At 55.2% G+C, this 26,671-nt stretch carries 25 protein-coding genes and 1 pseudogene; 10 read left to right on the forward strand and 16 right to left on the reverse strand.

Annotated elements, in window-relative coordinates:
- Positions 1-129: 129 nt before the first annotated feature.
- The 9 genes from ACZ1HV_RS11770 to ACZ1HV_RS11810 all read right to left on the reverse strand — a co-directional run bounded on the left by ACZ1HV_RS11770 (position 130) and on the right by ACZ1HV_RS11810 (position 11,025).
- Complete coding sequence (locus ACZ1HV_RS11770) at positions 130-1,410, reverse strand: TRAP transporter large permease (RefSeq protein WP_298822793.1); 1,281 nt, start codon at positions 1,408-1,410, stop codon at positions 130-132.
- Between the two features lies 1 nt (position 1,411).
- The gene (locus tag ACZ1HV_RS11775) at positions 1,412-1,945 is read right to left on the reverse strand and encodes a TRAP transporter small permease (protein ID WP_298822791.1); all 534 of its coding nucleotides are present in this window, start codon (positions 1,943-1,945) and stop codon (positions 1,412-1,414) included.
- A gap of 60 nt (positions 1,946-2,005) precedes the next feature.
- Positions 2,006-3,004, reverse strand: coding sequence for a TRAP transporter substrate-binding protein (locus ACZ1HV_RS11780; protein ID WP_298822789.1), 999 nt, complete (start codon positions 3,002-3,004; stop codon positions 2,006-2,008).
- Positions 3,005-3,097: 93 nt separating this feature from the next.
- Positions 3,098-3,985 (reverse strand): SDR family NAD(P)-dependent oxidoreductase, encoded by an 888-nt coding sequence (locus tag ACZ1HV_RS11785; protein ID WP_472718176.1) that lies wholly within the window; start codon positions 3,983-3,985, stop codon positions 3,098-3,100.
- 63 nt (positions 3,986-4,048) lie between these two features.
- Positions 4,049-6,385 (reverse strand): DUF4962 domain-containing protein, encoded by a 2,337-nt coding sequence (locus tag ACZ1HV_RS11790; RefSeq protein WP_472718177.1) that lies wholly within the window; start codon positions 6,383-6,385, stop codon positions 4,049-4,051.
- Positions 6,386-6,450: 65 nt separating this feature from the next.
- Positions 6,451-8,013 (reverse strand): extracellular solute-binding protein, encoded by a 1,563-nt coding sequence (locus ACZ1HV_RS11795; RefSeq protein ID WP_298822786.1) that lies wholly within the window; start codon positions 8,011-8,013, stop codon positions 6,451-6,453.
- A gap of 27 nt (positions 8,014-8,040) precedes the next feature.
- Positions 8,041-8,922: a carbohydrate ABC transporter permease gene (locus ACZ1HV_RS11800; RefSeq protein ID WP_298822785.1), complete on the reverse strand. Its 882-nt coding sequence runs from the start codon at positions 8,920-8,922 to the stop codon at positions 8,041-8,043.
- A 13-nt stretch (positions 8,923-8,935) separates the two neighbouring features.
- Positions 8,936-9,922 carry an ABC transporter permease gene (locus ACZ1HV_RS11805; protein WP_298822784.1) on the reverse strand — a complete coding sequence of 329 codons (987 nt, stop codon included), beginning with the start codon at positions 9,920-9,922 and terminating at the stop codon, positions 8,936-8,938.
- 2 nt (positions 9,923-9,924) lie between these two features.
- Complete coding sequence (locus ACZ1HV_RS11810; protein ID WP_472718178.1) at positions 9,925-11,025, reverse strand: ABC transporter ATP-binding protein; 1,101 nt, start codon at positions 11,023-11,025, stop codon at positions 9,925-9,927.
- Positions 11,026-11,661: 636 nt separating this feature from the next.
- Here ACZ1HV_RS11810 and ACZ1HV_RS11815 point away from each other — a divergent pair.
- Both ACZ1HV_RS11815 and ACZ1HV_RS11820 read left to right on the forward strand, forming a co-directional pair.
- Positions 11,662-12,378, forward strand: coding sequence for a ribonuclease activity regulator RraA (locus ACZ1HV_RS11815; RefSeq protein WP_298822782.1), 717 nt, complete (start codon positions 11,662-11,664; stop codon positions 12,376-12,378).
- A gap of 11 nt (positions 12,379-12,389) precedes the next feature.
- Positions 12,390-13,085 (forward strand): FadR/GntR family transcriptional regulator, encoded by a 696-nt coding sequence (locus ACZ1HV_RS11820; protein WP_472718179.1) that lies wholly within the window; start codon positions 12,390-12,392, stop codon positions 13,083-13,085.
- Between the two features lie 173 nt (positions 13,086-13,258).
- Here ACZ1HV_RS11820 and ACZ1HV_RS11825 read toward each other — a convergent pair whose 3' ends face one another.
- Positions 13,259-13,606 carry a cupin domain-containing protein gene (locus tag ACZ1HV_RS11825; protein WP_298822780.1) on the reverse strand — a complete coding sequence of 116 codons (348 nt, stop codon included), beginning with the start codon at positions 13,604-13,606 and terminating at the stop codon, positions 13,259-13,261.
- A gap of 215 nt (positions 13,607-13,821) precedes the next feature.
- On the opposite strand from ACZ1HV_RS11825, the gene ACZ1HV_RS11830 reads away from it, so the two are divergent.
- Positions 13,822-14,238 (forward strand): GlcG/HbpS family heme-binding protein, encoded by a 417-nt coding sequence (locus tag ACZ1HV_RS11830; RefSeq protein ID WP_472718180.1) that lies wholly within the window; start codon positions 13,822-13,824, stop codon positions 14,236-14,238.
- 148 nt (positions 14,239-14,386) lie between these two features.
- Here the strand turns inward: ACZ1HV_RS11830 and ACZ1HV_RS11835 are convergent.
- Both ACZ1HV_RS11835 and ACZ1HV_RS11840 read right to left on the reverse strand, forming a co-directional pair.
- Positions 14,387-15,417: pseudogene (locus ACZ1HV_RS11835) on the reverse strand (L-idonate 5-dehydrogenase).
- Between the two features lie 7 nt (positions 15,418-15,424).
- Positions 15,425-16,372, reverse strand: a complete 948-nt coding sequence (locus ACZ1HV_RS11840) for a 2-hydroxyacid dehydrogenase (protein ID WP_298960716.1) — start codon at positions 16,370-16,372, stop codon at positions 15,425-15,427.
- An 85-nt stretch (positions 16,373-16,457) separates the two neighbouring features.
- Between ACZ1HV_RS11840 and ACZ1HV_RS11845 the strand changes: the two genes are divergently transcribed.
- From ACZ1HV_RS11845 to ACZ1HV_RS11865, 5 genes are all read left to right on the forward strand, one after another.
- A complete protein-coding gene (locus tag ACZ1HV_RS11845; RefSeq protein ID WP_298822776.1) occupies positions 16,458-17,225 on the forward strand; it encodes an SDR family oxidoreductase in 768 nt (255 codons plus the stop codon).
- Positions 17,225-17,725: a gluconokinase gene (locus ACZ1HV_RS11850; RefSeq protein ID WP_298822806.1), complete on the forward strand. Its 501-nt coding sequence runs from the start codon at positions 17,225-17,227 to the stop codon at positions 17,723-17,725. The genes ACZ1HV_RS11845 and ACZ1HV_RS11850 overlap by 1 nt, the downstream gene beginning before the upstream one ends.
- Positions 17,722-18,609 carry an NAD(P)-dependent oxidoreductase gene (locus ACZ1HV_RS11855; protein WP_472718181.1) on the forward strand — a complete coding sequence of 296 codons (888 nt, stop codon included), beginning with the start codon at positions 17,722-17,724 and terminating at the stop codon, positions 18,607-18,609. Before ACZ1HV_RS11850 ends, ACZ1HV_RS11855 begins: the two co-directional genes overlap by 4 nt.
- Complete coding sequence (locus ACZ1HV_RS11860; RefSeq protein WP_152503759.1) at positions 18,606-18,938, forward strand: hypothetical protein; 333 nt, start codon at positions 18,606-18,608, stop codon at positions 18,936-18,938. Before ACZ1HV_RS11855 ends, ACZ1HV_RS11860 begins: the two co-directional genes overlap by 4 nt.
- Positions 18,939-19,049: 111 nt before the next feature.
- Positions 19,050-20,066 carry a LacI family DNA-binding transcriptional regulator gene (locus ACZ1HV_RS11865; RefSeq protein ID WP_298822774.1) on the forward strand — a complete coding sequence of 339 codons (1,017 nt, stop codon included), beginning with the start codon at positions 19,050-19,052 and terminating at the stop codon, positions 20,064-20,066.
- 7 nt (positions 20,067-20,073) lie between these two features.
- Here ACZ1HV_RS11865 and ACZ1HV_RS11870 read toward each other — a convergent pair whose 3' ends face one another.
- From ACZ1HV_RS11870 to ACZ1HV_RS11880, 3 genes are read right to left on the reverse strand one after another with little or no spacing between them, the layout of a single operon-like run.
- The gene (locus ACZ1HV_RS11870; protein WP_472718182.1) at positions 20,074-21,057 is read right to left on the reverse strand and encodes a TRAP transporter substrate-binding protein; all 984 of its coding nucleotides are present in this window, start codon (positions 21,055-21,057) and stop codon (positions 20,074-20,076) included.
- Positions 21,058-21,074: 17 nt separating this feature from the next.
- Positions 21,075-22,355: a TRAP transporter large permease subunit gene (locus tag ACZ1HV_RS11875; RefSeq protein WP_472718183.1), complete on the reverse strand. Its 1,281-nt coding sequence runs from the start codon at positions 22,353-22,355 to the stop codon at positions 21,075-21,077.
- Entirely contained in the window at positions 22,352-22,840 is a 489-nt protein-coding gene (locus ACZ1HV_RS11880; protein WP_298822771.1) for a TRAP transporter small permease, read from the reverse strand. The genes ACZ1HV_RS11875 and ACZ1HV_RS11880 overlap by 4 nt, the downstream gene beginning before the upstream one ends.
- Positions 22,841-22,994: 154 nt before the next feature.
- Between ACZ1HV_RS11880 and ACZ1HV_RS11885 the strand changes: the two genes are divergently transcribed.
- Positions 22,995-23,987, forward strand: a complete 993-nt coding sequence (locus tag ACZ1HV_RS11885) for a LacI family DNA-binding transcriptional regulator (RefSeq protein ID WP_472718184.1) — start codon at positions 22,995-22,997, stop codon at positions 23,985-23,987.
- 19 nt (positions 23,988-24,006) lie between these two features.
- Here the strand turns inward: ACZ1HV_RS11885 and ACZ1HV_RS11890 are convergent, their stop codons facing one another.
- Positions 24,007-25,032 (reverse strand): LacI family DNA-binding transcriptional regulator, encoded by a 1,026-nt coding sequence (locus ACZ1HV_RS11890; protein WP_298960727.1) that lies wholly within the window; start codon positions 25,030-25,032, stop codon positions 24,007-24,009.
- A 130-nt stretch (positions 25,033-25,162) separates the two neighbouring features.
- Between ACZ1HV_RS11890 and ACZ1HV_RS11895 the strand changes: the two genes are divergently transcribed.
- On the forward strand, positions 25,163-26,671 hold the full coding sequence (locus tag ACZ1HV_RS11895) for a sugar ABC transporter ATP-binding protein (protein WP_472718185.1): 1,509 nt from the start codon (positions 25,163-25,165) through the stop codon (positions 26,669-26,671).

Consider the following 26,671-nt stretch of genomic DNA (forward strand, 5'->3'; position numbering starts at 1 on the left):
CTCACCTACCTTTAGACAAAGCCGGCGCAGGAGTGCTGCCTTGCTATCCAAGGATTGCATTGACGTTGCCTCTGCAAAAGCCGTTTAGGAGCGGACGAAGTGAGCCGGAACGCTCTTGCCTTTTCGAACCTAGTCGAACAGCGACGGCAGATACATCGAGAACGCAGGCACGTAGGTGATCAGCATGAGTGCCACTAACAACGCGAGATAGAAGGGCCAGATGGATTTCAGAGCCTCTTCGATCTTGATCTTGCCGACCGCACAGCCAACGAAAAGACAGGTGCCGACAGGCGGTGTGCACAGCCCGAGGCCAAGATTGACCAACATCATGATGCCGAACTGTACCGGGTCCATACCAAGGTCACGGGCGATCGGCAGGAATATCGGTGTGCAGATGAGGATCAGAGCGGCCATGTCCATAATCATTCCGAGCATGAGCAGCATCAGATTGATCATCAGCAGGATGGCGATCTTGTTTTCGGAAATACCAAGGAGAAACTCGCTGAGTTTCGTCGGGACCTGATAAAGCGCCAATAGATAGGCAAAAGAGCTCGCGAACCCGATCAGGATCATCACCATCGCGGTTGTTCTCAGAGCTGAAGTTACGGAGACGACAAATTCGTTCCATCCGAGCGTTCGATAGGCGACAGCAGTCAACACAAGGGCATAGATAGCGCCGAAGGCGCCGGATTCCGTGACGGTAAAGATGCCGGACAATACACCGCCGACAATGATCACGGCCGTAATCAGGCCAGGGATCGCAGTGATTGCCGTTTGCGCAACGACCTGCCATCCGGGGAAAGGTTCAGATCCGTAATTGTGTTTCAAAGCCACAACGTAGGCGGCAACAGCCAGACAAAAGCACATGAGAATGCCCGGGATCACGCCAGCCAAAAACAATTTGGAGATCGAGATGCCACCGCCTGCGGCAACAACAAAAATGATCATGTTGTGGCTCGGCGGAATGACAATGCCCGCGATTGACGACGTAACAGTCACGTTGACTGCGTAGTCCGGCCTGTAGCCCTTTTCCTTCATGACCGGAATGAGCAGCGACCCAAGCGCTGAGATGTCTGCAATGGCGGAGCCGGAGATACCGCCGAAAAGCATGCTTGAGAAAATGTTGACCGACGCGAGACCACCGCGAATATGGCCGACCAGTGAGGAGGCAAACTTAACAAGCCGGAGTGCAATTCCACCATGCAGCATCAGTTCGCCGGCAAACACGAAAAACGGAATGGCCAGCAGAGAAAAGGTGGTCACGCCCGAAATGGTCCGCTGAAAGGTCATCAGCAAGGGAAAGCCTTCGTACCAGAAAGCCGCTGCTGCAGAAATTCCCATGGCGAATGCCACAGGCACACCAAGAACGACGCTGACAGCAAAAACACCCAGCAAAATAGCGAGACCCATCTCAGCTTACCTTTTCTTTGTTTTCGTAGATCTCACCGCGCAGGGCGCTCCGTCCACGCAGGAGAAACCGGGTCCCGGCAAAGACAACCATCAATCCGCCGCAAGCGACCGCGGCTGCGGTTCTTATACTTTCAGGAATGTTGAGCATGGGTAGCAGCGTCGACCAGCCGAAGTTGAAGAGTTCAAGGCCAGCGACCAGCATCACACCACCAAAGACGGCAAGCACGAAATCCGTCACAAGCAGCAACAGCTGTCTGATCTTCGGTGGAAGCGCATCCCGGACCAGCGTGACGCCAAGATGGGATTCTTCATGAATGCCGACGGCCGCACCAAGGAACGTAATGTAGCAAATGAGAAGCAGGGCGAGCTGTTCGACCCAAGTGGGGGTTTGATTGAGAACGTATCGCCCGAATACGAGCCAACCGAACGTTGCGACAAGAACGACGAGTGCCACAGACCCTGCCAGCACGCAGGCACGTTTCAACCAGACCAGCCAGAGTTCGAGCCGGTCCAGTAAGCTTCCGGTGTGCGACATCATATTCCCCCGAATAGAAAGGGGCCGCGCCGGTAAGTTCAGCACGGCCCCTATCTGCTATTATTCTGCGTTTTTGAACATCTCTACAAGTCCGGCCAGATCTGGGCTCTGCTCAAGGAACTGCGCATAAACCGGCTCCATGGCTGCCTGGAACGCGGCCTTGTCAGCGATCTCGTTCACGGCAACACCACCTTCTGAGACCTTGGCCATGCTGGCGGCTTCCCGCTCCTGCCACAGCTTGCGCTGAAGCTCGGTGCTGTTGCGGCCGGCCTCAATGACGATTGCCTGCTGCTCGGGCGTCAGGGAGTCAAAGGTGCGCTTGCTCATGCACAGGCACTCGGGAATGATCAGGTGCTGTGTCAGAGAATAGAATTGAGCAACCTCGAAATGGTTGGTGGATTCGTAGGACGGGGGATTGTTTTCTGCGCCGTCCACAACACCGGTCTTGATCGCCTGATAGACTTCTGCGAAGGCCATCGGAGTTGCGTTTCCGCCCATGGAGTCAACCATGCCGACAAAGAGATCGTTGTTCATGACGCGGATTTTCATGCCCGTCAGATCAGCAGGCTCGGTAATTGCTTTTGCGGACGTGTAGAAAGAGCGGGCACCAGCATCATAGTAACCGAGGGCAACAAGGCCCTTGGCTTCCAGACCTTTGCTAAGCTCCTTGCCCGGCTCCCCGTCCATGACTTCATACATTTGCGAAACGCTTTTGAAGATGAACGGCAACGACACGACATTGGCTTCCGGAACAACCTGACCCATCGGCCCGAGGCTGAAGACACCGAAATCGATAACTCCAAGACGGGTTTGCTCGATTGCGTCCGGTTGCGAACCAAGCACACCGGCATGGAAGACTTTACCGCTTATTTCGCCGCCGGTTTTCTCATCGACCTCTTTCAGGAATGCTTCCATTCCATGTGAGACAGGATAGTCCTCGACATGGATATTCCAGCCGCGCAATTCACGGGCTTCGGCAGCGACTGTTGCGAATGCAAGACTTGCGGCAACGACTGAACCAAACAGCATGCCAGCTTTCTTTGAATTAAACAGGGTCATTGGTTCCTCCCTTTTGACCTGATAAAACGATACGCAATTTACAAATATTTACAAGTTAAAAAATCAATAAAACAAATTAATTTCGCAATCCGGTTAAGCGATTGTTTTATTTGATTTAACTTGCCCCGGCCCGCATATCTCCAGCGCGAATTGGAGTACCTCAGCAATGCACCCACTTGGCCGCGGGAAATTGCGGGCCTGGATAAGAGGGGCAATACCCACTCCTCGCCAGTCGTCAGGAAAAAGCATCCCGCCGTTGATGTCGACACAGGCACCAGTGATAAAGGCGGACTGTTCTGACGCCAGGAAAACGGCAAGATTTGCAACATCTTCAGAAGCGCCTTCCCGTTTCAATGGCGTCACGCCAGCTACGTGTTTGCGCACTTCAGGCTTCGTAAAGATATTGTGGAAGTCCGTGTCGATCATTCCGGGGCACATCGCATTAACACGAATGTCAGGTCCCAATTCCTTGGCCAACCCGCGTGTGAGCGTCATAACCGCGCCTTTCGACATTCCATAAGCAAGTGCTCCCGGACCACCGCCGTCTCTCCCGGCTTGTGATGCCATCGTCACAATGGCTCCGCCATTTTTCATATGAGGAACGGCTTCCTTGACGACGAGAAGTGCGGATGTTGTGTTGAGGTCGAACACCGACTGCCAGTAATCGAGAGAAATCTCCGACAGTGGCCGGCGTGCGACGATGCCTCCAGTGATCGGCATGACAACATCGATGCCGCCAAACTCGTCAACCGTTCGGTTGACCAGTGCCGCAACATCGTCGGGTTTTGTCATGTCGCCCTGCATGGCAAAAGCCTTGCCTCCAGACGCTGCGATTTCGGAGACAGCACTGTCCGCGCCATTGCCGCTGCTGAAATAGTTGATGGCGACATTCGCGCCGCGTTCCGCAAGCGCCATGACGCATGCCCGACCGATATCGCGGCCACCGCCAGTAACAATTGCTGTTTTTCCCTTGAGATCCATTAGAGGCTCCTTGTAATGCCTTGGGTGTTGTTCGGGGACCAGCCGGTCTCCGTGATCCGTGGTTCAGGCTCTCGCCAGTTTCTCGATGACAACTTTGAAGGACCTCTCCTGCGCGTCGGAGAAATAGAGGTCGCAGTCGTAACCCTGATCATCGAGGAAATGAAAAACGCGTCTGGGGTCGTGTGCCGGATAGGGAACCAGTAGCGTAGCCACGCGGTGTCTTGCCGATTTCGGAAAACTCGCCTTCAGGCACGTGCTGACGGGCAAACCTTCGTAGTCGCCCTCATCCACGCCTGGAAATCCGGTTTCCTGCGAGAGCTCTGCTGCTCCGGCTTCCGACCACAAAAACTGGCCATAGAACCCGGCCTTTTTACCGGAGTATCTGAAACTGGTGTCGCCCAGTTCGAACGGTGCATTTGCATGCAACAGCCAGTCCATCGAGACGGGAGCACTGCTGTCGATGCTGTCGACAATCACAAAATAGCTATCATGCACGAAGTAGATTTCCCGCTCGACCTTCTGGATTGCCGGGGTCAGGCTTTGGTAGGCAGCAGTCGCATTGCCTCGCATATAGATGTGATCGTCACGCTGCTCGGCGGTTTCGATGCTACCGGTTGCCTGCATCGCCTTGGCCTTGTCCCGATCGGCATATTGGCCCTTTCCATCGATCAGGATCGCGTTTTTGGAACGGGTTTGACGCCGCCAGTTTCGGTGCATGGAGCTGTTGAAAGCAACGTAGTGTCCGGATTGGATCGCAAGATCTTCGCCGAAAGCCGACAGGCAGAAGGCGTTTTGGTCGCCGTGGCTGTGGCTGATGGAGCCAAAGGGCGATGACTTCATCACAAAGTGTATATGCGCCTCTGGATCATCCATCTTATGCTGGATGGCTGCCCAGCCGATGCCTTTGAACCATCTGAGCTTGTCGTTGTCACCGGGAGCTGCCGGCTCAATCGACGGCCAGTCGTTTCGATACATCAGGTCATCGAAATTGAGATCCCACCAGCCGTAATTGTAGAAAGCCATTTCGGTGCCGGGATCGTTCCGCTTGACCTCTTCAAAGAACCATTGATAGGCCGGATTTCCGGTCACACCGGCGAACTGGCGTAAATTGTAACCTACCTTTAGACAGGGAAGATCACCCATTGTGCTGTCGTCGCCGAAGGTGGCGCGGCGCGTGTCGGGCGCTTTCGTATAAAGCGGGAAATCACCGGTCAGGTGGAAGAAGGGACGACTGTACAGGTTTATTCCCGTATAGTTTTTCAGGAGATTGGCCGCGTCGATCAGATAGGCCATCCCGGTCATCCAGTAATGCGGACCTTCGGCCCAGCCACCCTCCGCGTCGCCCCAGGGCGAATAGACGCTGAACAGAAATTCAATCGAACAGTCCAGCCAGTCCCTCGCCTCCTCGCAACCTTCTTCATCCAGAAGAGCAAGGCTGGCAGGGATCAGGACAGCGGAGACCGCCCGCACGGCGTGGCTGTCAAAGGGAAATATGTGAATGTTGGCATGTTTGAAAACGTGATGGGCAATCTCTCGCGTGCGGGTCAGCAATGCGGTCCTGACTTCTTCGCGCTCAGTTTCACTGAGATCGCCATGAAGCCAGTCATAGCCCCACGAAAGTGCGAGCGTGACGCGGAATGCCCATTCGTCGGTATAGGCTCGCGATGTGGTGCCAGCAGGATCCCAGCTGGCCGCGGCGAGCAACCAGTCCTTCGCCTTGTCCCGCAAGGACTTGTCCTCAAGGACATGTCCTGCGATGGCAAGATGCCGGATTGCGTAAATAAGCTCCTGGCAATCGATATAGGTCTGACGCCAGACCGGTGCCGTACGCTGGTTGTTCGGATAGGGAGCCGGCTCGGACATGACCGGGCGGTCAATCCAGGGCCGGACCGATTTTTCGAAGAAGGTTGCCCAGCCGCAATGATCGGCATCAGCAGCGACAGCTTCGCGGAACGTCGGCAAGGTGTCGGGGGTAAGCCAAAGACGCGGATGAGCGCGGCTGCAGTGATCGTATCGCGTGGCAGCAGGTGCAAGCGGTGAGCGAGGCAGATCGTCGGGAACGTCAAATTGCCGAATGGTGCTCCATTGCGAGGTGGCACATCCGGTACCATTGTCCCAGATTGCATAGCTCCAATAGTAGGTACCAGGCGCTTGCACCTTGTCCGGCGTAAAGAAATTTCGCTTCAGGTTTTCAAAGACGAGTGTTTCAGCTGCAGGAAATTCCGGACTTGAGGAAATCCGTAGTACGTAGCGTGCGCTCTCTTCGATATCCGGGATCCAGGTGAATCTGGCAGGAGCTTCATTGACAGTCGAGCCGTCGGCGGGCCCGTATTGAATGTTCAGGCGTCCAGCTTTCGGCTGGTCCAAAAATCCCGGTTTCAGATCGCAATTCACAGACATGACACTTCTTTGCTCGCAGGAAGAAGCCATCCGCCGGGTGGCGAATGGCCTGATAAGCGATTGTTTTATTTATTATACTGCCGCTCGTAAGCGGACTGCATGACTTCAAGCACTTCACTTAGACCGAGTTTTTCCAGTTGAGCGATGTAGTCGTCCCATTCGGCTTCGACATCACCATTGCCCAGTATCCAGCTCTGCTGCCGCTCAAGCATGTAGTCGCGGATCGAGGCCCAATGCTTGTCATAGACCTTCTGTTCATCGGCATCGAAAGCAACACCAAGGAACTGGTCGATCAGGTAGTCTCCCTCATCGTAAAGAGCGATGCCTTCGAGAGCATATTCGTTCGACCATTGGATCTCGTAGCCATAGTCCTGGAAGTACCCGCGGCTCTGCAGCTGTGAACCGATCTGGTAGAGCGAGCGATTTACAGGGCCTGCATCCAGAAACTCCTGCTTGAAGACAGCCTTGCCGTCGACCAAGTCATAGTGCATGCCCTCAACGCCGAAGTTCGCCAGGCGGCGTCCTTCTTCTGTGAACCAGAAGTCAAAGTACTTGATGGTCTCGACCGGGTGCTCGTTGGTGTGACCGATCGCCCATCCGTCCGGCTTGATCGGGATACGGCGGTGCTCCTCGATCCGCTTGCCCGAGATCGAGGCAGGCGGCGCCATTGCCTTGAACTCGAACCCGTCGATATCGGAGGCCAAGCGATTGTAGCCCGAAGTAGAGGCAAACCAGTCGTGTGTCGCTCCTCCAAGATTTTCCGACAGGAGGAAATCGCGCGCCGAGCTGCCACGGGTAAAAATCTCCGCATCGATCAGTCCTTCAGCATACCAGCGCGCCAGGTTCTTGACGCCTTCGCGGTAGCCCTCTTCCGCGTAGGGATGTTTCAATTGACCATTGTCGACGTAGAAGTCGTGGTAAGTGTCGGAACCGGAAGACCGGCCGTCCCAAAGCGTGACGAGGCGAATGAGTTCAGGCCACTGACGGGCAAAATAAGGCACCTCGTCAGCCTCACCATTGCCGTTGGGGTCCTGGGTCTTAAAAGCACGCAGCACAGTTTCGAACTCTTCGACTGTTTCTGGAACGTCAAGCCCCAACTTTTCAAGCCAGTCGGTACGGACCCAGTAAGCGCGGCCATACTTCCCGTCCGGCAGATAGGGAATGTAATACATCTTGCCATCAGCCGCTGAAATCGCGGCGGCAATTTCCGGGCGCTCATCGAAAAACGCCTTCAGATTAGGAGCGTGCTCTTCAATCAGATCGTTCAACGGCAGGAATGCACCTTCCGGACCGTACTGGTTGACAAAGTCCTTGATCCGGCTGGAGCCGACAATGTCCGGAATCTTGCCCCCGGCAAGCATCAGGTTCAGGGCTTCCGTGCGGCCGGTGTTCTCATCTGTGCGCATGTTCGCGCCAACTGTCACGTCTATCAGGTGGACATTGGTCCACTCGCGCGCCTGCTGTTCCACCGGCCAGCTTTCCTCATAGACGGGGTAGCGTGCGTGATTCATCTGGATCGTCAGTTCCAACGGCTCACCTTCGACAATCTTGAGGTGGTCGTCTGCCGACGACGGTGTAGCCAGGGCAGTGCCGACCAGGACAGCTGCCGACAAGGTAAGTTTACGCATGGTTTCCTCCCTTTGCGTTCATTGCGACTACTCTTTGACCCCTCCGAGAAGAATTCCCTTCTCGAAATATTTCTGAATAAAGGGGTAGACGATCAGAACCGGGACGATGGAGCAGACGATGATTGCTGCTGTCACGGTTTCCGCGCTGAACCCTGCCGCGGTTTGCACGATCGCAAATTCATCGTCATCGCTGAGATTTGAAATCGTATGCCGCAGGAATACCTGGAGCGGGATCTTGTCCTCACTCTGCAAGAGCACCATCGCCCAGAAGAACCCGTTCCAGCGTGATACGATGCAGAAAAGCGTGATCGTCGCGATGGCCGGTTTGCTAAGCGGGACAAACACTTTCCAAAGAACCTGGAAATCGTTCGCCCCATCCATCCGCGCAGCCTCTTCAAAGCTTTTCGGTATCGCTTCGAAGAAATTTCTCAGCAGGATGACATTGAAGGCATTCACGGCGAACGCGAGAATGATGCCGAACATGCTGTCCAGCAGGTTCAGGTCCCGCATATTCAGGAAGAACGGTATCAGCCCTGCATTGAACCACATGGTGAAGGCGATGAAGAGGTTGAAGAACCTGCGCCCTTTCAATTGCGGCCGCGACAGTGCGTATGCACCTGGAATGATGAACGCGAGGCTCATCACCGTACCGCCGATCGTATAGATGAAGGTATTGCGGTAGGAGATCCAGAATTGCGGGTCCTTGAGGATATATCCATAGGCCTCGAGCGTCGCATCGATCGGTGTGAGAACCACCTTTCCTGCCTGCGCTGCGAATCCGGAACTGAAAGACACGGCCGCGATGTAGATAAACGGGTAAAGCGTCGCAACCGTGAACATGCCGATCAGGATCGAGACCACGATCGCGAAGAACTTGTCGCCGCGAGAGTAAAGGTTCCAATTCATCATTGTTCCGCCCCCTCTACCAAAGCGACGTACGCGAGAAGCGCCGCGACAAGGTGTTGGCCGTCATCACCAGAACGAAGGCGACAATTGCGTTGAAAAGACCTGCAGCTGCAGCCAGATCGTATTGTCCTGATTGCAGGCCCTGCCGATAGATCCAGGTATTCACCACATCGGCGGTCTCGTAGGTCGCCGGTTGGTAAAGGAGAATGACCAGCTCGAAGGACACTTCCATGATGTTGCCGATACGGATGATCAACATGATCAGGATCGTCGGCAGGATCGACGGGATCGTGATCTTCCACATCATCTGCCAGCGATTGGCGCCGTCCACGACCGCACTTTCATAGAGCGACGGGTTCACACCGGCGATGGCCGCCAGGAACACGATGGAGCCGAAGCCAGCCTCCTGCCAGATGCCGGTTCCGATGAAGATCGGGCGAAACCATTCCGGCTGCGTGAGGAAGTAGACCGGATCAAGACCAAACCAGCCCATGACGGTGTTCACAATGCCGGCCGTGGGCGAGAAGGCAGTGATGACGATACCGGCGATGATCACCGAAGAGATGAAATGCGGCAGATAGACAATCGTCTGCGCTGTCCTTTTGTAGCTCGCGTTCAGAACCTCGTTGAACATCAGCGCCAGAATGATCGGCGCCGGAAAACCGAAGAGCAGGTTCAACGCGCTGATCGTGATCGTGTTCTTGATCGCGCGAAGGAACTGGTCGTTGGCAAAGAGTGTCTCGAAGTGCTCAAGTCCGACCCAGGGGCTGCCGGCGATACCGCGGAAGATCGAATAGTCCTTGAAAGCGATCTGCAGTCCGTACATCGGCTTGTAAAGAAAAACGGCGAACCAGATGATCATCGGCAAGAGCATGAGGTAAAGCTGCCATTCGCGTTTCAAGTGCTCGACTGCAGCTTCGAACGGCCCGATGGTAGCGCTGTGCTCGTCAGAGATCGCGACCTCACTTTTGGAGAGCGGCCGCTCCTTTTCCTGAACCGTCATGATCAAGCCCCTGCCTCAAGAGAAAGGGACCGACCGGTCTCGGCGTCAAACAGCTTCATGAGATCGGGCCGGACATGGAGCGTATCGACACCGGTCAGATGGCCCACGTCTCCAAGTGTCTCGACACGGGCAACAAAGGACATTCCGTCGAAGTCAGTGTGCAACAACGCTTCCGAACCCAGCGTTTCCACAAGGTCGAGATTGACATTGATCGGGAAAGATCCGGGAACCTCATTGACGGTGACATGTTCCGGGCGAATTCCCAAAATGACCGGCCTGCCCGTTTCGTGCCGGAGGGATTCCGATTTGGGCAACTTCACTTTAATTCGTCCGACCTGAGCCAGAGGCCCGCTGTCGCCAGCTTCCAGAAAACCATGGAGCTGGTTCATTGGCGGCGAGCCGATAAATCCGGCAACAAACCTGTTTGCAGGGTTGTTGAACAGATCCATCGGTGTTCCGATTTGCTCGATCACACCCTGGTTCATCACAACGATTCGGTCGGCGAGCGTCATGGCCTCGACCTGATCGTGGGTCACGTAGATGCTGGTGACGCCGAGCCGTTTGTGCAGCCGCTTGATTTCGGCCCGCATCTGGGTCCGCAACTTGGCGTCGAGGTTGGAAAGCGGTTCGTCAAACAGGAAGACCTTCGGGTGCCGGACAATTGCCCGGCCCATTGCAACCCGCTGACGCTGCCCGCCAGACAGGTCAGAAGGCCTGCGCGCGAGGAAGTCCGTCAGGCCCAGGATCTCTGCAACTTCATGCACGGCTTTCTTGATTTCGGCTTTGGGGACCTTTCGTATCCTGAGACCGAATGCGATATTGTCAGCAACGTTCAAATGCGGGTAGAGCGCGTAGTTTTGAAAGACCATGGCGACGTCCCGGTCCTTGGGCGCGACCTTGTTAACAACGCGATCATCAATGGTAAGCGTGCCGCCCGTGATGGCTTCCAGTCCGGCAATCATGCGAAGCGTGGTGGATTTGCCGCAGCCGGAGGGACCGACCAGAACCACAAACTCCTTTGGATCGATCCTGAGATCTATCCCATGCACGACTTGAAGCGCCCCGTATTTCTTCACAATTTTGCTAAGGACAACTCCGGACATGCTTCCTCCCTGGAAGCCGGACAACCTGCCAATCAGCCATAGCTCATCGTTCGGGCGACAGAGACTCGCCCGGTGGTATCCGGCTTACAAATTTAAACATTTTTCGATCTCTTGGCCTTGGCCCAACTCCCTATCAGGCCCTACCGGGTATCTAGAGACCGCTCTCGCGCATTTTGAACATTTGTCGAACCGAGTTTCTGAACCAAGTCAGACAACTGTTTTAATTCACGTTTCAGACTTCTGCCTTTGATGCTCATCGCGTCTGGACGATCGCGTTGTACAGCGACACATCACATCGCCGTGCAGCGCGCCATGCATTCAGCCTTACAAGATGCAGAGTCACAATTCAAGATTAATTTTTACAAATAAATTACAAAAACGCATTTTTTAAATTCCTTGAAACGCATTGCACACATGGAACTCCACCCTCAGAAATTTGAAATAGTTCCCAACTATCTCTTAAGCATCTGTTTTTAAACATATAAAAATATAATGTATTTTGCACGCCTCCGAAATGACGTCAAAATTCTCTCTTCATTTAGGTTTTACAAATTATTGACAAGTTGGCAAGTCAGCGTTATTCATCAGCCTATGACCCAGCCAAGCGAAAACTGCCGAAACGGTGGAACGTACGCCATGAGCGGATTGAGCACCGAAACTCACGAAAAACTGTTGCGAGTCAGCACAGCAACTCTGACGACTGTCATGTTCAAACGCGGACTTCGAAACATATTCCTGCAGGGCCTGCACAGGCTTCGCAAAGGGCCGAACATGATTGGGCCGGCCTACACGCTGCGCTACATTCCAGCACGCGAAGACCTGGACAACCTGGATTCCTTTGCAGACAGAACAAATGCCCAGCGGAAGGGCGTTGAGGAATGTCCGCATGGAGCCGTTTTCGTAATTGATTCCCGAGGAGACGCTTCGGCCGCGTCCGCCGGCTGCATCCTGGCGATGCGCCTGCAGGCCAGAGGATGCGCCGGCGTTGTCACCGATGGCGGGTTTCGCGATACACCTGAAATTGCCGAACTCGACATGCCCGGTTATCATGCAAGACCAAGCGCACCGACCAACTTGACGAAGCATCATGCTGTTGCGGTAAATGATCCGATTGCATGCGGCGGCGTATCCGTGTTTCCGGGCGATATTATTGTTGGCGACAACGAGGGAGTTGTTTGCATACCGAAACATATGGCAAATGAAGTAGCGAACGAAGCTGCCGAAATGACGGTCTTCGAAGACTTCGTGATGGAGATGGTGAAACAAGGCGCATCAACATTCGGGCTCTATCCCCCGACTGATCCGTCTACCGAAGACAGGTTTATAGTGTGGCGGCAGAAAAACGGACGGTAAATCAAACCCACTTGAGCGAACGGCAGGTGCGGGACAGAACACTGTCCGATCGCGCCTATGAAAATATCCTGTCCAAAATCATGGATGGCGACATTCCAGTTGGCGGCAAACTTCCAACGGAGCAGGTTCTTTCAAGTGAGCTCGGGGTTTCCCGCCCGGTGCTGCGCCAGGCTCTGAAACAATTGCGCGAAGACGATGTCATCGTATCCCGCCAAGGGTCGGGGTCTTTCGTGAAGCGGCGTCCGGAGGGCGCTATTCTCGATTTTGCACCCATCGGTTCGATTGCCGACATTCAGCGTACTTTTGAATTCAGGGCAGCCGTGGAAGGAGAAGCTGCTTATCTGGCCGCTGAAAGACGCACGGATTCGGATCTGAACGAACTGCGCGCTTCTCTAACCGAACTTGACCGTTGCATCGCCGAGGGAGAGTTGGGTGTAGCAGCGGACGAGATCTTTCATGTTGCGGTCTGCAATGCGGCAGATAACAAGTATTTCGTCGCGGCACGGTCGTCCATGAAGCCAAATATTCTGACCGGCATGAACCTGACCCGCAATCTTTCACTTACCAAGCCTCAAGACCGTATGAAGCTGGTTCAAGCTGAGCATTATGAAATTTTCGAAGCAATCGAGAAAGGCGACCGCAGCGCGGCCCGTAACGCCATGCGAGCCCATGTTGAAAATGCCCGCAAGCGCATTTTTGAGGGCTGATCCTCACCGTTTGATTGCAACTGATACACTGCACGGGGATGCGTGAACCCGTCTGAGAAATTAGTTCAGAGACGATGTTTCCGCGAAGACGCCGAAAGCCGAAGCAGCTGCCGCCGTCCCGCACCTAAGTGAAGGACAAACGACAGCTGTTCTTTCCTCGGGAGGGAAGTCAATTAGGTTTGCGGCCAACCATGAGCCTCTAGAAAGTCATCGCGGCGCGGTGTGAAGGCATCAAGGAGGCTGCCAGCCTCTTCACAGACACACGAATGAATGGCGTTTGAGGGAATGACCATCGCATCTCCTGGCCCAAGCACTTTGGTCTGACCCTCCACCGTGAAACGAAAGCGCCCCGAGGCAACATAAGTCGTTTGCAAGTGAGGATGATTGTGGGCAGCGCCCTCGCCACCTTTTTCAAACCGGAACTCGACCATCATGATGTCTTTGTCCTCACAAAGAATGCGCCGCTTTGCACCAGGTCCGCTGTCCATCCATTCAGAGGCTGCATCAGAATTTACAATCATGTCGTTGCCTAGTTGTAAAATTTGTATTTGATTTGTTTTATTTGTAAACAAACTAAAGTCGACATGCAATTGAAAAATGCCGTTCCGCAGTCACCTTTCGGCAAGTCCCCACAATACCTCCGGTATTCCCAGTCACTCCAGCATCACCCCCTATCGGGGCTTGCAAGTCTGGCACAAAACAGCAGAATGTTATCGATATCATTTTGGAGAGAGATGTGGAAACGACCCAGACAACCCAAGTCCTGACCCATCAGGGCACCTTGACACTCTTGACGGCTGCTGTCGCAAAAGCTGAAGAAATCGGTCAGCCACAATGCATTGTCATCGTGGATGCCAGCGGCGAAGTCCTGGCGGAAATCCGCATGACCGGAGCTAAATTTCTAAGCCGGAAAAGTGCACTTGCGAAAGCATTGACGGCAGCTTCCATTGGCGCGGCCACCGTCAATGTTCCAGAGGAAGTCCGCACTCTGATCGGACTTGCGACCGGTGGCAACGTGACCGGACTTCCCGGTGGAATGCCGATTGTCGTCAACGGTGCGGTGCTTGGCGGCATTGGCGTTGGCTCTGGGTCAGGAGAACAAGACATTGAAGTCGCGCGTGCTGCACTTGCGGCCATTGGCGCTGAAACTTGAGGGCATCAATCCTTTGATCGGTCAGCGCTTGACCATGAAGTGCTGCGCGCTCTTTTGAGAGTCTTGGCCACGAATGCAGAACCGGCCGGGCCTCTCAATTGGGAGACCCGGCCAGCGCGCTGCTTCAAGAAAGGAATGCTGCTGCTTCTCAGTTAAAGGCGATCTGCGCCTTGACAGCCTGGCTGCGGTCCCCGGCTGTCTTGAAAGCGGCAACTGCATCGCTGAGCGGGAATGTCTGAGTGATGAACGGCTTGACGTCGATCAGACCCTTTTGCATCAGACTGACGCCGGTAAAGAACTCTTCGTGAAACCGAAATGAGCCCTTCAAGGAAAGTTCCTTGGCCGTCAGCGCCATCATCGGCACCGGCATATCGCCGCCAAGACCGAGCTGAACGATTGTGCCGCCCGGTCGCATCGCTGAAATACCGGAAGCAAGTGCCGGGGCTGCTCCTGAGCATTCGAAAAGAACATCGAACGTACCCTTGTCGGCGAAATAGGCCTCAAGCCCTTCCGGAGTTTCGGCCATATTGATGACACGATCGGCTCCGGCCGTTTCAGCCTTGGAAAGCGTGAATGCACTGAGATCCGTTGCAACGATGAGGTCCGCACCGGCGCGACGTGCCGCGAGGATGCACAGGATCCCGATCGGACCGCATCCTGTCACCAGGACAGACTTTCCAAGCATGCTGCCGGCATTACGCACGGCATGCAGACACACGGCGAGCGGCTCTGCCATGGCCGCTTCTCCGGGAGACAATCCATCAGCTGGTGCGCACTGCGAAGCATCTGCAACAAGAACCTCACGAAATGCTCCCTGAATATGCGGAAAGGGCATTGCGCTGCCGTAGAACCGCATATTCAGGCACTGATTGAATTGTCCCTCGTTGCAGAACCGGCAGTTCCCGCAAGGTCGCGACGGCGATACGGCGACCAGCTGTCCAATGGACAGGCCTGAAACGCCTTCGCCTAGAGCGGTGATATGACCTGCAACTTCATGACCGAGGATCATTGGCTCTTTCAAGCGAACCGGACCGAAGCCGCCATGGTTATAGTAGTGCAGATCGGAGCCGCAAATGCCGCCTCTCGCGAGTTCGATCTGAACCTCACCTGGACCAGGGGGGCGACGCTCTGCTCCTCAATGCGCAGGTCTTCGGCTGCGTGAATCACTATGGCTTTCATGATGTCCTCACAGCACAGGCGTCAATAGTTCGCGGCCATCGAAATGCGCCTTCAGATTGTCGCGTACCAACTTGCCCATGGCCTTTCTGGTTTCAACGGTACCGGAGGCGTGGTGCGGCTGCAAAAGCACGTTGTTCAATTCCAGAAACCGCGGGTTCAGTGCGGGCTCGCCCTCAAACACGTCAAGGGCAGCTGCCCCGAGGCGTCCGTTTTCAAGTGCATCCAACAAAGCGTTCTCGTCGATATTCGACGCGCGGCTGATATTGATCACCATGCCTTGTGGGCCAATTGCCTCAATCACCTGACTGTTGACGATGTGCCGGGTTTCCGCCGAGGCTGCGAGAGTAACAAAAAGGAAGTCCGAGTGACGCGCCAGTTCGACTGCATCGGGCACAAATGTCCAATCCGCGGCATATTCCTTCGGACCGATGTCGCTGTAGGCGATATCAAGATCGAAGCCAGCAAGCCTTTTGCCGACTTCAAACCCGATCCGGCCAAGACCGAGAATGCCAGCCTTCTTGCCCCATACGCGGCTTTTTAGAGGATAGAGCCCCTTTTCGACCCAACTGCCATCCCTGACCCAGGTTTCCGCACCGACGAGCCCGCGCGATTGTGCAAGCATCATTGCAACACCAAGGTCAGCGACGTCGTTGGTCAGAACGTCAGGCGTGTTGGTCACGCGAATATTGCGCTCCCGGCAGACCTGAAGGTCCACCGCGTCAAACCCGACGCCATATACGGAAATGACCTCGACGTTGGGACAGGCTTCGATCATGGCCCTGTCTGCACCCAGCTCTCCGCGCGTTGCGATCCCGCGGACGCTCTCGCCAACCGAAGACAGAAAGGCTCCAGCGTCTGATGCCTCAAACAACTTGTGCATGTGAAAACTCTCCTGGAGCGGGATTTGATCCCACTCCGGATACGGACCGACTTGAAGAATGTCGGGTTTGCTCATTGGCACGCTCCCTACTTGACAACTAATGTTATCGATAACATATTCGAAAAAACTGTCAATCAATTCGCGTCAAAAAGGAAATTCGATGAGCCTTTCACTGTTTGATCTGTCCGGAAAGCGGGCGCTGATTACCGGCTCTTCGCAAGGAATCGGCTTTGCATTGGCGCGCGGTCTCGCGGCCGCCGGTGCCAAGATCGTTCTAAACGGCCGTTCGGCGGACAAGCTAGCCACGGCGGCCACGCAGCTTCGCTCGGAGGGCTTCAGCGTTGAGGAACTGCTTTTCGATGTGACCGATCATGATGCCGTTCGAAAGGCTGTCGACGACTTCGAAGCGGCCAAAGGCCCCATCGATATTCTCGTGAACAATGCGGGCATGCAGCACCGGACGCAGCTGGAAGACTTTCCGGCGGATGCGTTCGAGCGCCTTCTCCAGACGAACATTGCCTCTGTTTTCCATGTCGGACAGGCGGTTGCGCGCCACATGATCACACGAGGTGCCGGCAAGATCGTCAATATCTGCTCCGTTCAAACGGCCCTCGCACGTCCCGGCATTGCACCCTATACAGCGACAAAGGGAGCGGTAGCGAACCTGACCAAAGGTATGGCGACCGACTGGGCCAAGCACGGCCTGCAGTGCAACGGGCTCGCACCAGGGTACTTCGACACACCGCTGAACGCAGCGCTTGTGAATGATCCTGAGTTCAGCGCCTGGCTGGAAAAACGCACGCCAGCCGGCCGCTGGGGCAAAGTAGAGGAGCTCGTCGGAACCTGTGTGTTCCTGTCCTCCGATGCCTCCTCATTCGTCAATGGTACAACCGTCTTTGTCGACGGTGGCATTTCGGCGTGCCTGTGATGGTTGCCTATGTCGTCATGGGCGTATCGGGCTGCGGCAAATCGGAAATCGGTCGCGGTTTCGCCCGTGCGATTGGCGGGACATTTGTTGATGGTGACGACCTGCACCCGGAAGAAAACATTGCAAAAATGGGCCGCGGCGAACCACTGACAGATGAAGATCGCGCTCCTTGGCTGGACAAGGTCGGAGACAGACTGAAGGAAGCGGATGAACCGACTGTCATCGCCTGTTCAGCGCTCAGACGTATCTATCGGGAACGCATCTCCGGCAGAGCTGAACGACCCGTGACTTTTCTCTATCTGGAGGGGTCACGTGACATTCTTACCAGCCGCATGAACAACAGATCGGGACACTTCATGCCTGTCGCCCTGCTGGACAGCCAGCTCGCGACGCTGGAACCGCCTGCCGTGGACGAAATGTTCGTCTCCGCATCAATCGACCAAACACCGGATATGGTGATCGCCACCTTGTTGTCCGGACTTCGAAGGGAAACAAAATGAGCGAAAAAGCAGCTCTAATCGGTGCTGGCGCCATGGGAGGCGCGATCGGAACGCGTCTTCTGGAAACCGGCAACACTCTGACCGTGTTCGATCTGGACGCCGAAAAAGTTTCTGCCCTGGTCGAGAAAGGTGCCACTGCTGCAGCCTCGGCCGCTGAAGCAGCGGCCCAGGCGGACTTTGTGGTGACAAGCCTGAATTCGCCCAAGATCGTCGAGATCGCGGTTTTTGGCGAGAACGGTGTTTCCTCCGGCGCGCGGCCAGGCACTCTCATCATCGACATGTCATCCATCGACCCGGATGCGACCAAGGCACTGGCGTCGAAGGCAGCGGATGCCGGATTGCGTTGGGTGGACAGCCCTCTGTCGGGTGGTGCGCCCAAAGCCTTGATCGGTGAACTGACGTTGATGGCCGGTGGTGCAGAGGCCGATGTCAAGGATGCGCACCGGATCCTGAAACACGTCTCGAGCAACTACACCCATATGGGCCCGGTTGGCGCGGGCCAGACAACCAAACTCATCAATCAGGTTCTTTGCGGTCTCGGATTTCTGGCAGTTGCGGAAGCAACTCAGCTCGCGCTGGACGCCGGTGTAGACGCTCAAAAAATACCGACAGCGCTCAAGGGCGGACGGGCAGATAGTGCCATCCTGCAGGAATACATGCCTCGTTTCGTCGACAAGGATTACAGGCGCACGGGACGGATCGACAACATGGTCAAGGACCTCAACGGCGCGCAGGATCTTGCACGCCGAACCCATACCGCCATGCCCCTGACGGCCTTGTGCGCCGAGGTGCACAGGATGCTGACCTCCGCCGGACTTGGCGGCGAAGACCAGGCCGCACTGATGGAATTTTTCAAGGGACCCGACAAGGAGCAGTTTCAATGATCACCCGTTTCGCGCTTTTCGAGGGCAGCATCAAGACAGGCCGAACGGATGCGTTCAGATCTGCGGTAACCGAACGGCTTGTTCCCCTGTGGCGGCAGTTTCCCGGCAACACGGATGTGCGTGTCATGTTTGGAGAGGAGCGGGATGAAGGAGCGCCGGAATTTCCGCTCATCCTGGCCATTACCTATCCGGACAAAACTGCAATGGCGGGTGCACTGGAAAGCGCCGCGCGCAACGAATCGCGCGAAGTCACGGGCGAGATAGTGGCCGAGTTTTTCGATGGCCGCATTCATCACCACGTAACCGAGGCCAACGAATACACAGGCTGAAACCGCCGAATTCTTGGTTTCGTCAGAGCGCATGACCATCAGCCGGCAGTCTTGTTTGCAGTTGCTAGTGCGTTCTGACAGTTTTACGCCTGTTTTGAGAGCGGAGGGCGTATGCAACGACCTGTTACAATGAAGGATGTGGCTGAAAAGGCGGGCGTTTCCGTGATGACCGTCAGCCGTGCCTTCAAGAAGCACGCATCTGTCGGTGAGAAGACACGCAAACGCATCCTGCAAATTGCCGACGATCTCGGATATGTATTCGACAGCACCGCCGCAACCTTCAAGTCGCAGCGTACCGGCTTCGTCGCCGTGACGATCCCTTCCATCAACAATGCGAACTTTGCCGATACGGTCGGCGCGCTTTCCGAAGTCCTCAAGGCTTCGGACCTGCAGGTGCTCCTCGGATATTCCAACTACGACATCCGAGAAGAGGAGCGGATTGTCGAGCAGTTCCTGAAACGACGTCCCGAAGCCATTGTGCTGACAGGCGGGCGCCACACCGACCGGACCCGTCAACTTCTTGCAAGAGCAAAAATCCCCGTCATCGAGACCTGGGACCTGCCTGAAGATCCGATAGGCCACGTCGTCGGATTTTCCAATTCCGCCACCATGCATGACCTTGTCGGGCATCTGGTCAAAACCGGCCGAAAACGCATCGCCTTTATCGGAGGGGATACCGACGGCGACACACGTGGTGCGGACCGCCGCCGTGGTTTCATCAATGCGATGAACCGGCACAATCTTTCGAAGGATAGATTGATCGGCGCGGGAGAACCGCCGATTTCAATGCGCGAGGGAGCCGATGCGATGTCCCTGCTCTTGAGGGATTTTCCGGACACGGACGCAGTTATCTGCGTATCGGATCTGTCGGCGTTCGGTGCCCTGACCGAGTGCATGCGCAAAGACGTGCGGGTGCCGGAAGACATCGCCATAGCCGGTTTCGGTGCCTATGACATCTCATCGGTCTGTGTGCCGACACTCACGACGGTTGATCCTCATCCGGTCGAAATCGGACACAAGACAGGGGAAATTATTGTCTCGCTGCTACGAGGCTCCGGCGATAACGACTGTGACCCGATCCGGCTGGAAATCGGGCCACAGCTAAGCATAAGACAATCCAGCTCTTAAGCAGTGGTCATTTCTGCGACGCTGCAAGAATGGCATTCACAAGCGTATCGCCATTTTGCTCGATAAAGGCGTCCCAAACAGGCTTCACCTTGTCCTGAAATGCCGCTCCATCCACATCGCGGTTGACTTTCATCCCTGCTTCTTCAAGCGCTGTGATCATCTCGTCTTCCTTGGAGATGCTCAACTCGCGCTGCATGGCAACAGCTTCGGCGGCAACTTCAAGCACAGTCTTTTGCTGCTCTTCGGTCAGACCGTTGAACTTGTTCAGGTTCATCGCAACCGCCAGGGGTGAATAAGCATGTTGCGTCATGCTCAAATAGTCCTGAACCTCATAGAACTTGAAGGAGAGCGTGACCCCGATCGGGTGGTCCTGACTGTCGACAACACCTGTTTCCAGCGCTGTATAAAGCTCAGCTACCGGGATTTGCTGTGGGTTCGCATCCAGCGCGGCAAACATGTCGTTAAGCGCTTTGGAATTGTTGACGCGCATGCGCAATCCCGCAACATCATCGGGTGTGCGGATAGGACCTTTGTTGTTGGTCATATTGCGGTAGCCGTTCTCGGAATACCCAAGCCCTTTCAGACCATGATCTTCGAATTTTGCAAGAACGCTCTGACCGACGTCGCCATCCAGAACCGAATACGCCGTCTCGCGCGTCGGGAACATGAAAGGCAGCGTGAAGGCAGCTGATTCCGGCATCAAACCGGAAAAATTGTTGAGGCCAACCATGACGACATCGATGATACCGGCCCGCGCGCCATCGATCATGGTCGCGTCATTTCCAAGCTGTCCCTGAGGAAAGATTTGAACCTTGACTTCGCCGTTCGTGCGCGCATCGACTTCTTTTTGAAAGAACTTCGCAAGATCCTGCTGCAGATCGGTCTCCGGAGCTGCATGTGCAAACTTCAAAGTGACCTCTGCGAGAGAAGATGTTGCCATGCTCAGCGTCAGGAACGTTGCCAGACCAATTTTTGTCAGGTGATTTTTCATTGAGAATTCCTCCCTACTCAGCCGATGAACCATTTCATCGGGACCGTGATGATGCTCGGGAACGCAACGAAGAGTGCGAGGAGCACCAGATATGCAGCGATGAAAGGCCAAGAGCCTTTGACCGCCGCTGACATCGGCACACGGCCGACGCCGCAAACGACGTTCAGGACAGTTCCAACTGGAGGTGTGATCAGTCCGATGGAGCAGTTGATGACGAACATCAAACCGAAATAGACAGGGTCGATGTTGGCCAACTTGACCACTGGCATAAGCAGTGGCACCAGGATGAGGATAGTTGGTGACAGATCCATCACCATGCCGACACACAGCACCAATATCATGATGACGGCCATCAGCAGGCGCGGATTCTCGACCAACGGTCCTAGCAAGGTCGCAAGTTGTTGCGGCAGTTGCGCAACGGTGATGAGCCAAGCAGCCACCATGGCGCAGCCGACCAGAAACATCACCATGGCCGTTGAACGGCCTGCATTCACGAGTATCTGGAAGAAACCCCGCAGCGTCATCTCCCGGTAGATCACTGTAGAGACAAGGATCGCGTAGACGGCTGCGACCACCGCGGCTTCCGTAGGTGTAAAGACGCCAAAGCGAATGCCTCCGATGATGATAATCGGCAGAAACAACGCCCAGATGCCATCCTTGAAGGCGGCGATGCGTTCTTGGGCTGTTGCACGCTCGAGCGTCTCGACGTTTTCGCTCCGCATGAGCACATTCCAGACCAGCATTAATGCGAGGCCCATCATCAAGCCGGGGACAATGCCGCCCAGGAACAGGTTCTTGATTGAAATGTTTCCGGCAACCCCGATCAGGATGAGTGGCAAGGAAGGTGGGATCACGGGCGCAATGATCCCACCGGACGCAAGCAGGCCCACCGAACAGCCGCTGGGATAGCCAGCTTTTTGCATCATCGGATAGAGGATCGCGACCAGAGCCGCAGCGTCAGCGACAGCAGACCCTGACAGGCCCGCAAGAAGGATCGCCGTCAAAATGGCTACATACCCGAGACCACCACGCTTGTGACCGATCATGGAAACCGCCATGCGCACGATGCGCTTGGACAATCCGCCGGTGGACATCACTTCGCCGGCGACCAGGAAAAACGGAATTGCAAGCAGCGGAAAGCTGTCGACCCCATTGATGAGCGCCTGTGCCAGTATGTCGGCGCTGAACAGATTCAATTGAAGCATCAGCGCGATTGCTGCCAGAAGCAGAGCAAAAGCAACCGGTAACCCGAGAAGAATAGCGCCGATCAGGACACTCAGAAAAAGCAGGAGGGTCAATGATTTCCCTCCTGTTCTTCGTCGAAGTCGAGGGCGTCCGGAAAAAACACGCGCACAGCCGCAATGACGGTCATCAGAACGGCGGAGACAACACCGGCAAGATAAAACAGGGCGGACGGCAACCCGGTCAGTTGCGAAATGTTGTTCCAGTTTGCGTTCATCTGACGAAACGCACCCCAGAACAGCATTAGCACCGCAACCAGAATGACGAGGTAGGCCAAGCGACGCAGAAAAGGCACAAGTTTGGGAAACAGCACCTCGGAAAATTCCGTTACCGCGAGATGCTCACTTCTGCGCAGAACCACGGCCGCACCAAGCATGACAACCCAGACCAGGCCCAGTCGTGACAGCTCAACGGATGGTCGCAACCCGGAAGAAAAGCCGTATCGCAGGACCACGTTTGTGAATACCAGCACAATCATCGCCAGAAGCAGCGCTGCCATCATCCAGTCAACGAAGCGCCATAGCCACCGCCAATAAACCAATTTTTCCTCCCGAAAATCGATCACTCAAGTGCAAATTTGCCTTTAGGTTATCGATAACCTTATTATGTGTTATCGATAACAAAATAGATTGTCAACTCGACCAAGACAGTTATTTTGTCACACTGAGGATGGGCACCTGGGCTGGAGGAAAAATATGGTCACGCTCGAGGACGTTGCCAAATTGGCGAATGTCAGCACCATGACTGTTTCGAAGGTATTGCGGGGTACCGGCGCTATCTCCAAGCAGACACGAACACGCGTTTTCGAAGCCGCTGACAAGCTTGGCTATGTGCCAAATCGGCTCGCAGGCTCGCTCAGTGCCCGCAAGAGCATGTTGGTTGCGGTGCTGATCCCTTCGATAGCTGACACGGTTTACGCCGAGATCATAAGCAGCCTGCATAGCCTCCTGGATCAGGCCTCGCTCTCAATCTTTATTGCGGAAAGTCTCATGGATCCCGAGGTGGAAGAACGCCAGATCCAAGAACTTCTAAGCTTGCGACCGGCGTTTCTGGTACGCAGCGGAGGTATCGCCTCCACCCAGCGCACAAAAATGCTGCTTCAGCGGTTCGGTGTTCCTCACATTCAAATCTGGGATGGAGATGACCCGCAGGGACAAGCCACTGTCGGCCCATCGCATATTGAAGCAGGAAAAATTGCGGCAAGTCACTTCCTGGAGCTTGGGCTACGCAAGGTCGCTTACATAGGAGCGGAAACCCATAAAGACATTTGTGCATACCGGCGCATGGAAAGTTTCATAGGTGACATGACGGCAGCCGGTGCGGAAACGCGCGTTCTAACGGAACCCGACCTTCCGCGTCAGGCAGAGAGTGGAGAGCTTCTAACACACCGCCTTCTTGAAGACGGATTGCAAGTCGATGGGATTTTTTATCTGAATGATGCAATGGCTATCGGAGGATTGAGAGTCCTCCTAAAGGCAGGCCTTCGAGTGCCTGAAGATGTCCGCGTTATGGGCTTCAACGGAACATCGAGAGAGCAGACGATCAACACAAGACTGACAACAATCAGCACAAATGGTCACGCGCTCGGGCAGACAGTTGCCAAAGCCATTCTTGAAAACATCGGCGGCCAATTGCCGACAAGCCGCACTCTTTGCCCTGTTACGCTGGATTTAGGCAACACCACCTAGTCAGCCAGTTCACGCAACATCAAACCGTATCGCCTGCGACAAGCGTGAATCCGACATCAGAGACGGGCTCGAGCAGGTCGCCATTGATCCGCAAGAGCAGTTTTTCAGCAGCGAGCTGTCCGATGCGGAGGTGATTAACCTGAACCGTCGTCAGCCGATACGGCAAGACAGAGGCAATCGGCAATTCGCCCCAACCCGCAATTCCAAGGTCCCCCGGTATGGAGATTTTCTGTGCCTCGCAGAATTGGACCGCACCCACTGCCATATTGTCGTTCTGAAAGAAAACAACCTCTACAGACGGGTCCGCAGACAGAAGCTGCTCCGTTCCATAATAGCCGGGGTAAAACCCGGGAATGTCATTCAGGCACAGCTGTTTTGTCAGGCGGCCACCGCCATCTTCGATAGCTTTCGCATACCCGTGAAGCCGCGCTGTCGCTGCATTCGCCGTGTCGTGAGACGTGCCCACATACCCGAAACGCTGATAGCCCTTGGACAACAGAAAACGGCCCATATCATAACCGCTGTCAAAGTGGTTCAGGCCGACGCACATGTCGATCGGACTTGAATTCAGATCCCAGATTTCGACAAGCGGCACACCGGCCCCGGCGAGCAGTTGCAAGGCTCTTGGCGTATGGGCCCGGCCGGTCAGAATCAGACCTGCCGGCTGCCAGGACAACACAGTCTCAACCCAGCTTTCCTCCTCGGCCAAAACATGCTGCGTCATGCCCAGAACAGTCTGATGATTGAAGCTCACCAGCTTCCGGTCGATTCCTTCCAGAACGTGTGTGAATACCTCGTTGCCCAGATCGGGAATGCTCACTCCGATAAAGGTCGATTTTTTGTCGCCTGCAAAGACGGTCGCCAGTCTGTTGGGCAGATACCCGAGCCGCTCGACTTCCGCCAAAACCTTGACGCGTGTCTTTTCCGAAAAACCACCTTCATCTCTGAGGACACGACTGGCAGTCATCTTGGACACACCTGCCGCCCTGGCGACCTCGGCAAGGCTTACTTTATTGTTTTTGCTGGAAATTTTCTGCTCTGGCAAAATTTAAGTTACCGGTAACTTTTTTGATTGACTTCACTATATGACGAGTCAATGATAATGCCACGTTACCGGTAACTCAATGTCTGTCTTGGGAGAAGATGCACAGTCCGGTCGCGGCGGGAGGAAGATAGTGCCAGGCAGTTTACAAAACCGGCTGTTCTTTGACGGCATCCAAAAGCATTTCGGCGGGACCTACGCCGTTCGGGACGTTTCCCTTGCTGTCGACCGGGGTGAAATCGTCGCGCTTTTGGGCGAGAATGGTGCCGGCAAATCAACACTCATCAAGATTCTCGGTGGCATTCACAAACCCGACGCAGGGCGCGTTTTGATTGACGGCGAGACTTACGAGCATCGCCCGGGTGGTTTCGGACAACGTCAATCCGTCGCCTTCATCCACCAGGATCTGGGCATGATCGAGTGGATGACCGTAGCCGAGAACATGTCTCTTGCGCTTGGCTTTTCCAAAAAACTCGGTCTGATCAATTGGGGCAACGCAGAAAATTTCGCTGCTGAAGCCCTTAAGAAAGTCGGTTGCGATTTCGATCCAACAACCCGGGTGCAGGACCTTTCCAGAACGGAGAAGTCCCTAGTGGCGATTGCCCGTGCCCTTGCGGTCGATTGTGATTTCCTTGTTCTGGACGAACCGACCGCTTCACTCCCGGCAGATGAGGTCAACCGCCTGTTCAATGCACTCAGGCCACTTCGCGAACGCGGTGTTGGAATGATCTATGTGTCTCACAGGCTCGACGAGATTTTCCAGATCGCCGACCGTGTTGCGGTTCTTCGCGACGGTGTGCTTGTTGGCGTACGGGCCATTCAGCACACGACAACCGAAGAACTCGTTCACATGATTGTCGGGCGAAAGACCCGTCAGGTCAGCAAGCTTGCCGAAGCACCGGGGAAACCGGTCCTCAGCGTGGCGAACCTGAAAACGCACAATGCAGGGCCGGTTGATTTCACCCTGCACCAGAACGAGTTGGTCGGACTGGTCGGATTGCGCGGCGCGGGACACGAGCAGATTGCCAGGGCCCTTTATGGCATGGAAGATCATGAAGGCGAGGTTGTTCTGAACGGTCAGGGAACCCCGGACCTGCGCAACACCAAAACAGCGCTTGATTCCGGCATTGGTCTGGTCGCCCGCGACCGCACCGAGGAATCCGTTGCCCTTCCCCTCACCATTCGCGAGAACACGTTCTTGAACCCGGCGTCGACCGGGCGGGGCCTCTTGTCTTTCCTGTCACCGGACAAGGAAACAAAAATGGCGGAGGCGATCGGCCGGGAAGTCGCTCTGAGCCCCAACGACCAGTCGCTCGCCATTGAAGCACTTTCAGGCGGCAACCAGCAAAAGGTTGTGATTGCAAGGTGGCTGGCGACAAAACGCAAGCTGCTGATCTGCGAAGATCCGACAGCCGGTGTCGATGTCGGCGCCAAGGCGGAAATCTATGCGCTATTGAACAAGGCACTTCGCGAAGGTGTCGGGCTTTTGCTTGTGTCAACAGATTTTGAAGAAGTCGCAACGATCTGCCATCGCGCCATCGTTTTCAGTCAGGGCAAGATTGTTGAAGAACTCTCGGGCACCAAACTGTCCACGGAAAACCTGATTCAAGCGGCTTCGGCCAGCAACGCCGCAGCTGCCTAA

Source organism: Roseibium sp. JB4-4, from assembly GCF_055693425.1.

What these genes read in the sequence shown, in the direction of transcription:
- ACZ1HV_RS11770 (WP_298822793.1), bottom strand. Translation starts at nt 1,410, where the DNA reads ATGGGTCTCGCTATTTTGCTGGGTGTTTTTGCTGTCAGCGTCGTTCTT.
- ACZ1HV_RS11775 (WP_298822791.1), bottom strand. Translation starts at nt 1,945, where the DNA reads ATGTCGCACACCGGAAGCTTACTGGACCGGCTCGAACTCTGGCTGGTC.
- ACZ1HV_RS11780 (WP_298822789.1), bottom strand. Translation starts at nt 3,004, where the DNA reads ATGACCCTGTTTAATTCAAAGAAAGCTGGCATGCTGTTTGGTTCAGTC.
- ACZ1HV_RS11785 (WP_472718176.1), bottom strand. Translation starts at nt 3,985, where the DNA reads ATGGATCTCAAGGGAAAAACAGCAATTGTTACTGGCGGTGGCCGCGAT.
- ACZ1HV_RS11790 (WP_472718177.1), bottom strand. Translation starts at nt 6,385, where the DNA reads ATGTCTGTGAATTGCGATCTGAAACCGGGATTTTTGGACCAGCCGAAA.
- ACZ1HV_RS11795 (WP_298822786.1), bottom strand. Translation starts at nt 8,013, where the DNA reads ATGCGTAAACTTACCTTGTCGGCAGCTGTCCTGGTCGGCACTGCCCTG.
- ACZ1HV_RS11800 (WP_298822785.1), bottom strand. Translation starts at nt 8,922, where the DNA reads ATGATGAATTGGAACCTTTACTCTCGCGGCGACAAGTTCTTCGCGATC.
- ACZ1HV_RS11805 (WP_298822784.1), bottom strand. Translation starts at nt 9,922, where the DNA reads ATGACGGTTCAGGAAAAGGAGCGGCCGCTCTCCAAAAGTGAGGTCGCG.
- ACZ1HV_RS11810 (WP_472718178.1), bottom strand. Translation starts at nt 11,025, where the DNA reads ATGTCCGGAGTTGTCCTTAGCAAAATTGTGAAGAAATACGGGGCGCTT.
- ACZ1HV_RS11815 (WP_298822782.1), top strand. Translation starts at nt 11,662, where the DNA reads ATGAGCGGATTGAGCACCGAAACTCACGAAAAACTGTTGCGAGTCAGC.
- ACZ1HV_RS11825 (WP_298822780.1), bottom strand. Translation starts at nt 13,606, where the DNA reads ATGATTGTAAATTCTGATGCAGCCTCTGAATGGATGGACAGCGGACCT.
- ACZ1HV_RS11840 (WP_298960716.1), bottom strand. Translation starts at nt 16,372, where the DNA reads ATGAGCAAACCCGACATTCTTCAAGTCGGTCCGTATCCGGAGTGGGAT.
- ACZ1HV_RS11845 (WP_298822776.1), top strand. Translation starts at nt 16,458, where the DNA reads ATGAGCCTTTCACTGTTTGATCTGTCCGGAAAGCGGGCGCTGATTACC.
- ACZ1HV_RS11850 (WP_298822806.1), top strand. Translation starts at nt 17,225, where the DNA reads ATGGTTGCCTATGTCGTCATGGGCGTATCGGGCTGCGGCAAATCGGAA.
- ACZ1HV_RS11855 (WP_472718181.1), top strand. Translation starts at nt 17,722, where the DNA reads ATGAGCGAAAAAGCAGCTCTAATCGGTGCTGGCGCCATGGGAGGCGCG.
- ACZ1HV_RS11860 (WP_152503759.1), top strand. Translation starts at nt 18,606, where the DNA reads ATGATCACCCGTTTCGCGCTTTTCGAGGGCAGCATCAAGACAGGCCGA.
- ACZ1HV_RS11865 (WP_298822774.1), top strand. Translation starts at nt 19,050, where the DNA reads ATGCAACGACCTGTTACAATGAAGGATGTGGCTGAAAAGGCGGGCGTT.
- ACZ1HV_RS11870 (WP_472718182.1), bottom strand. Translation starts at nt 21,057, where the DNA reads ATGAAAAATCACCTGACAAAAATTGGTCTGGCAACGTTCCTGACGCTG.
- ACZ1HV_RS11885 (WP_472718184.1), top strand. Translation starts at nt 22,995, where the DNA reads ATGGTCACGCTCGAGGACGTTGCCAAATTGGCGAATGTCAGCACCATG.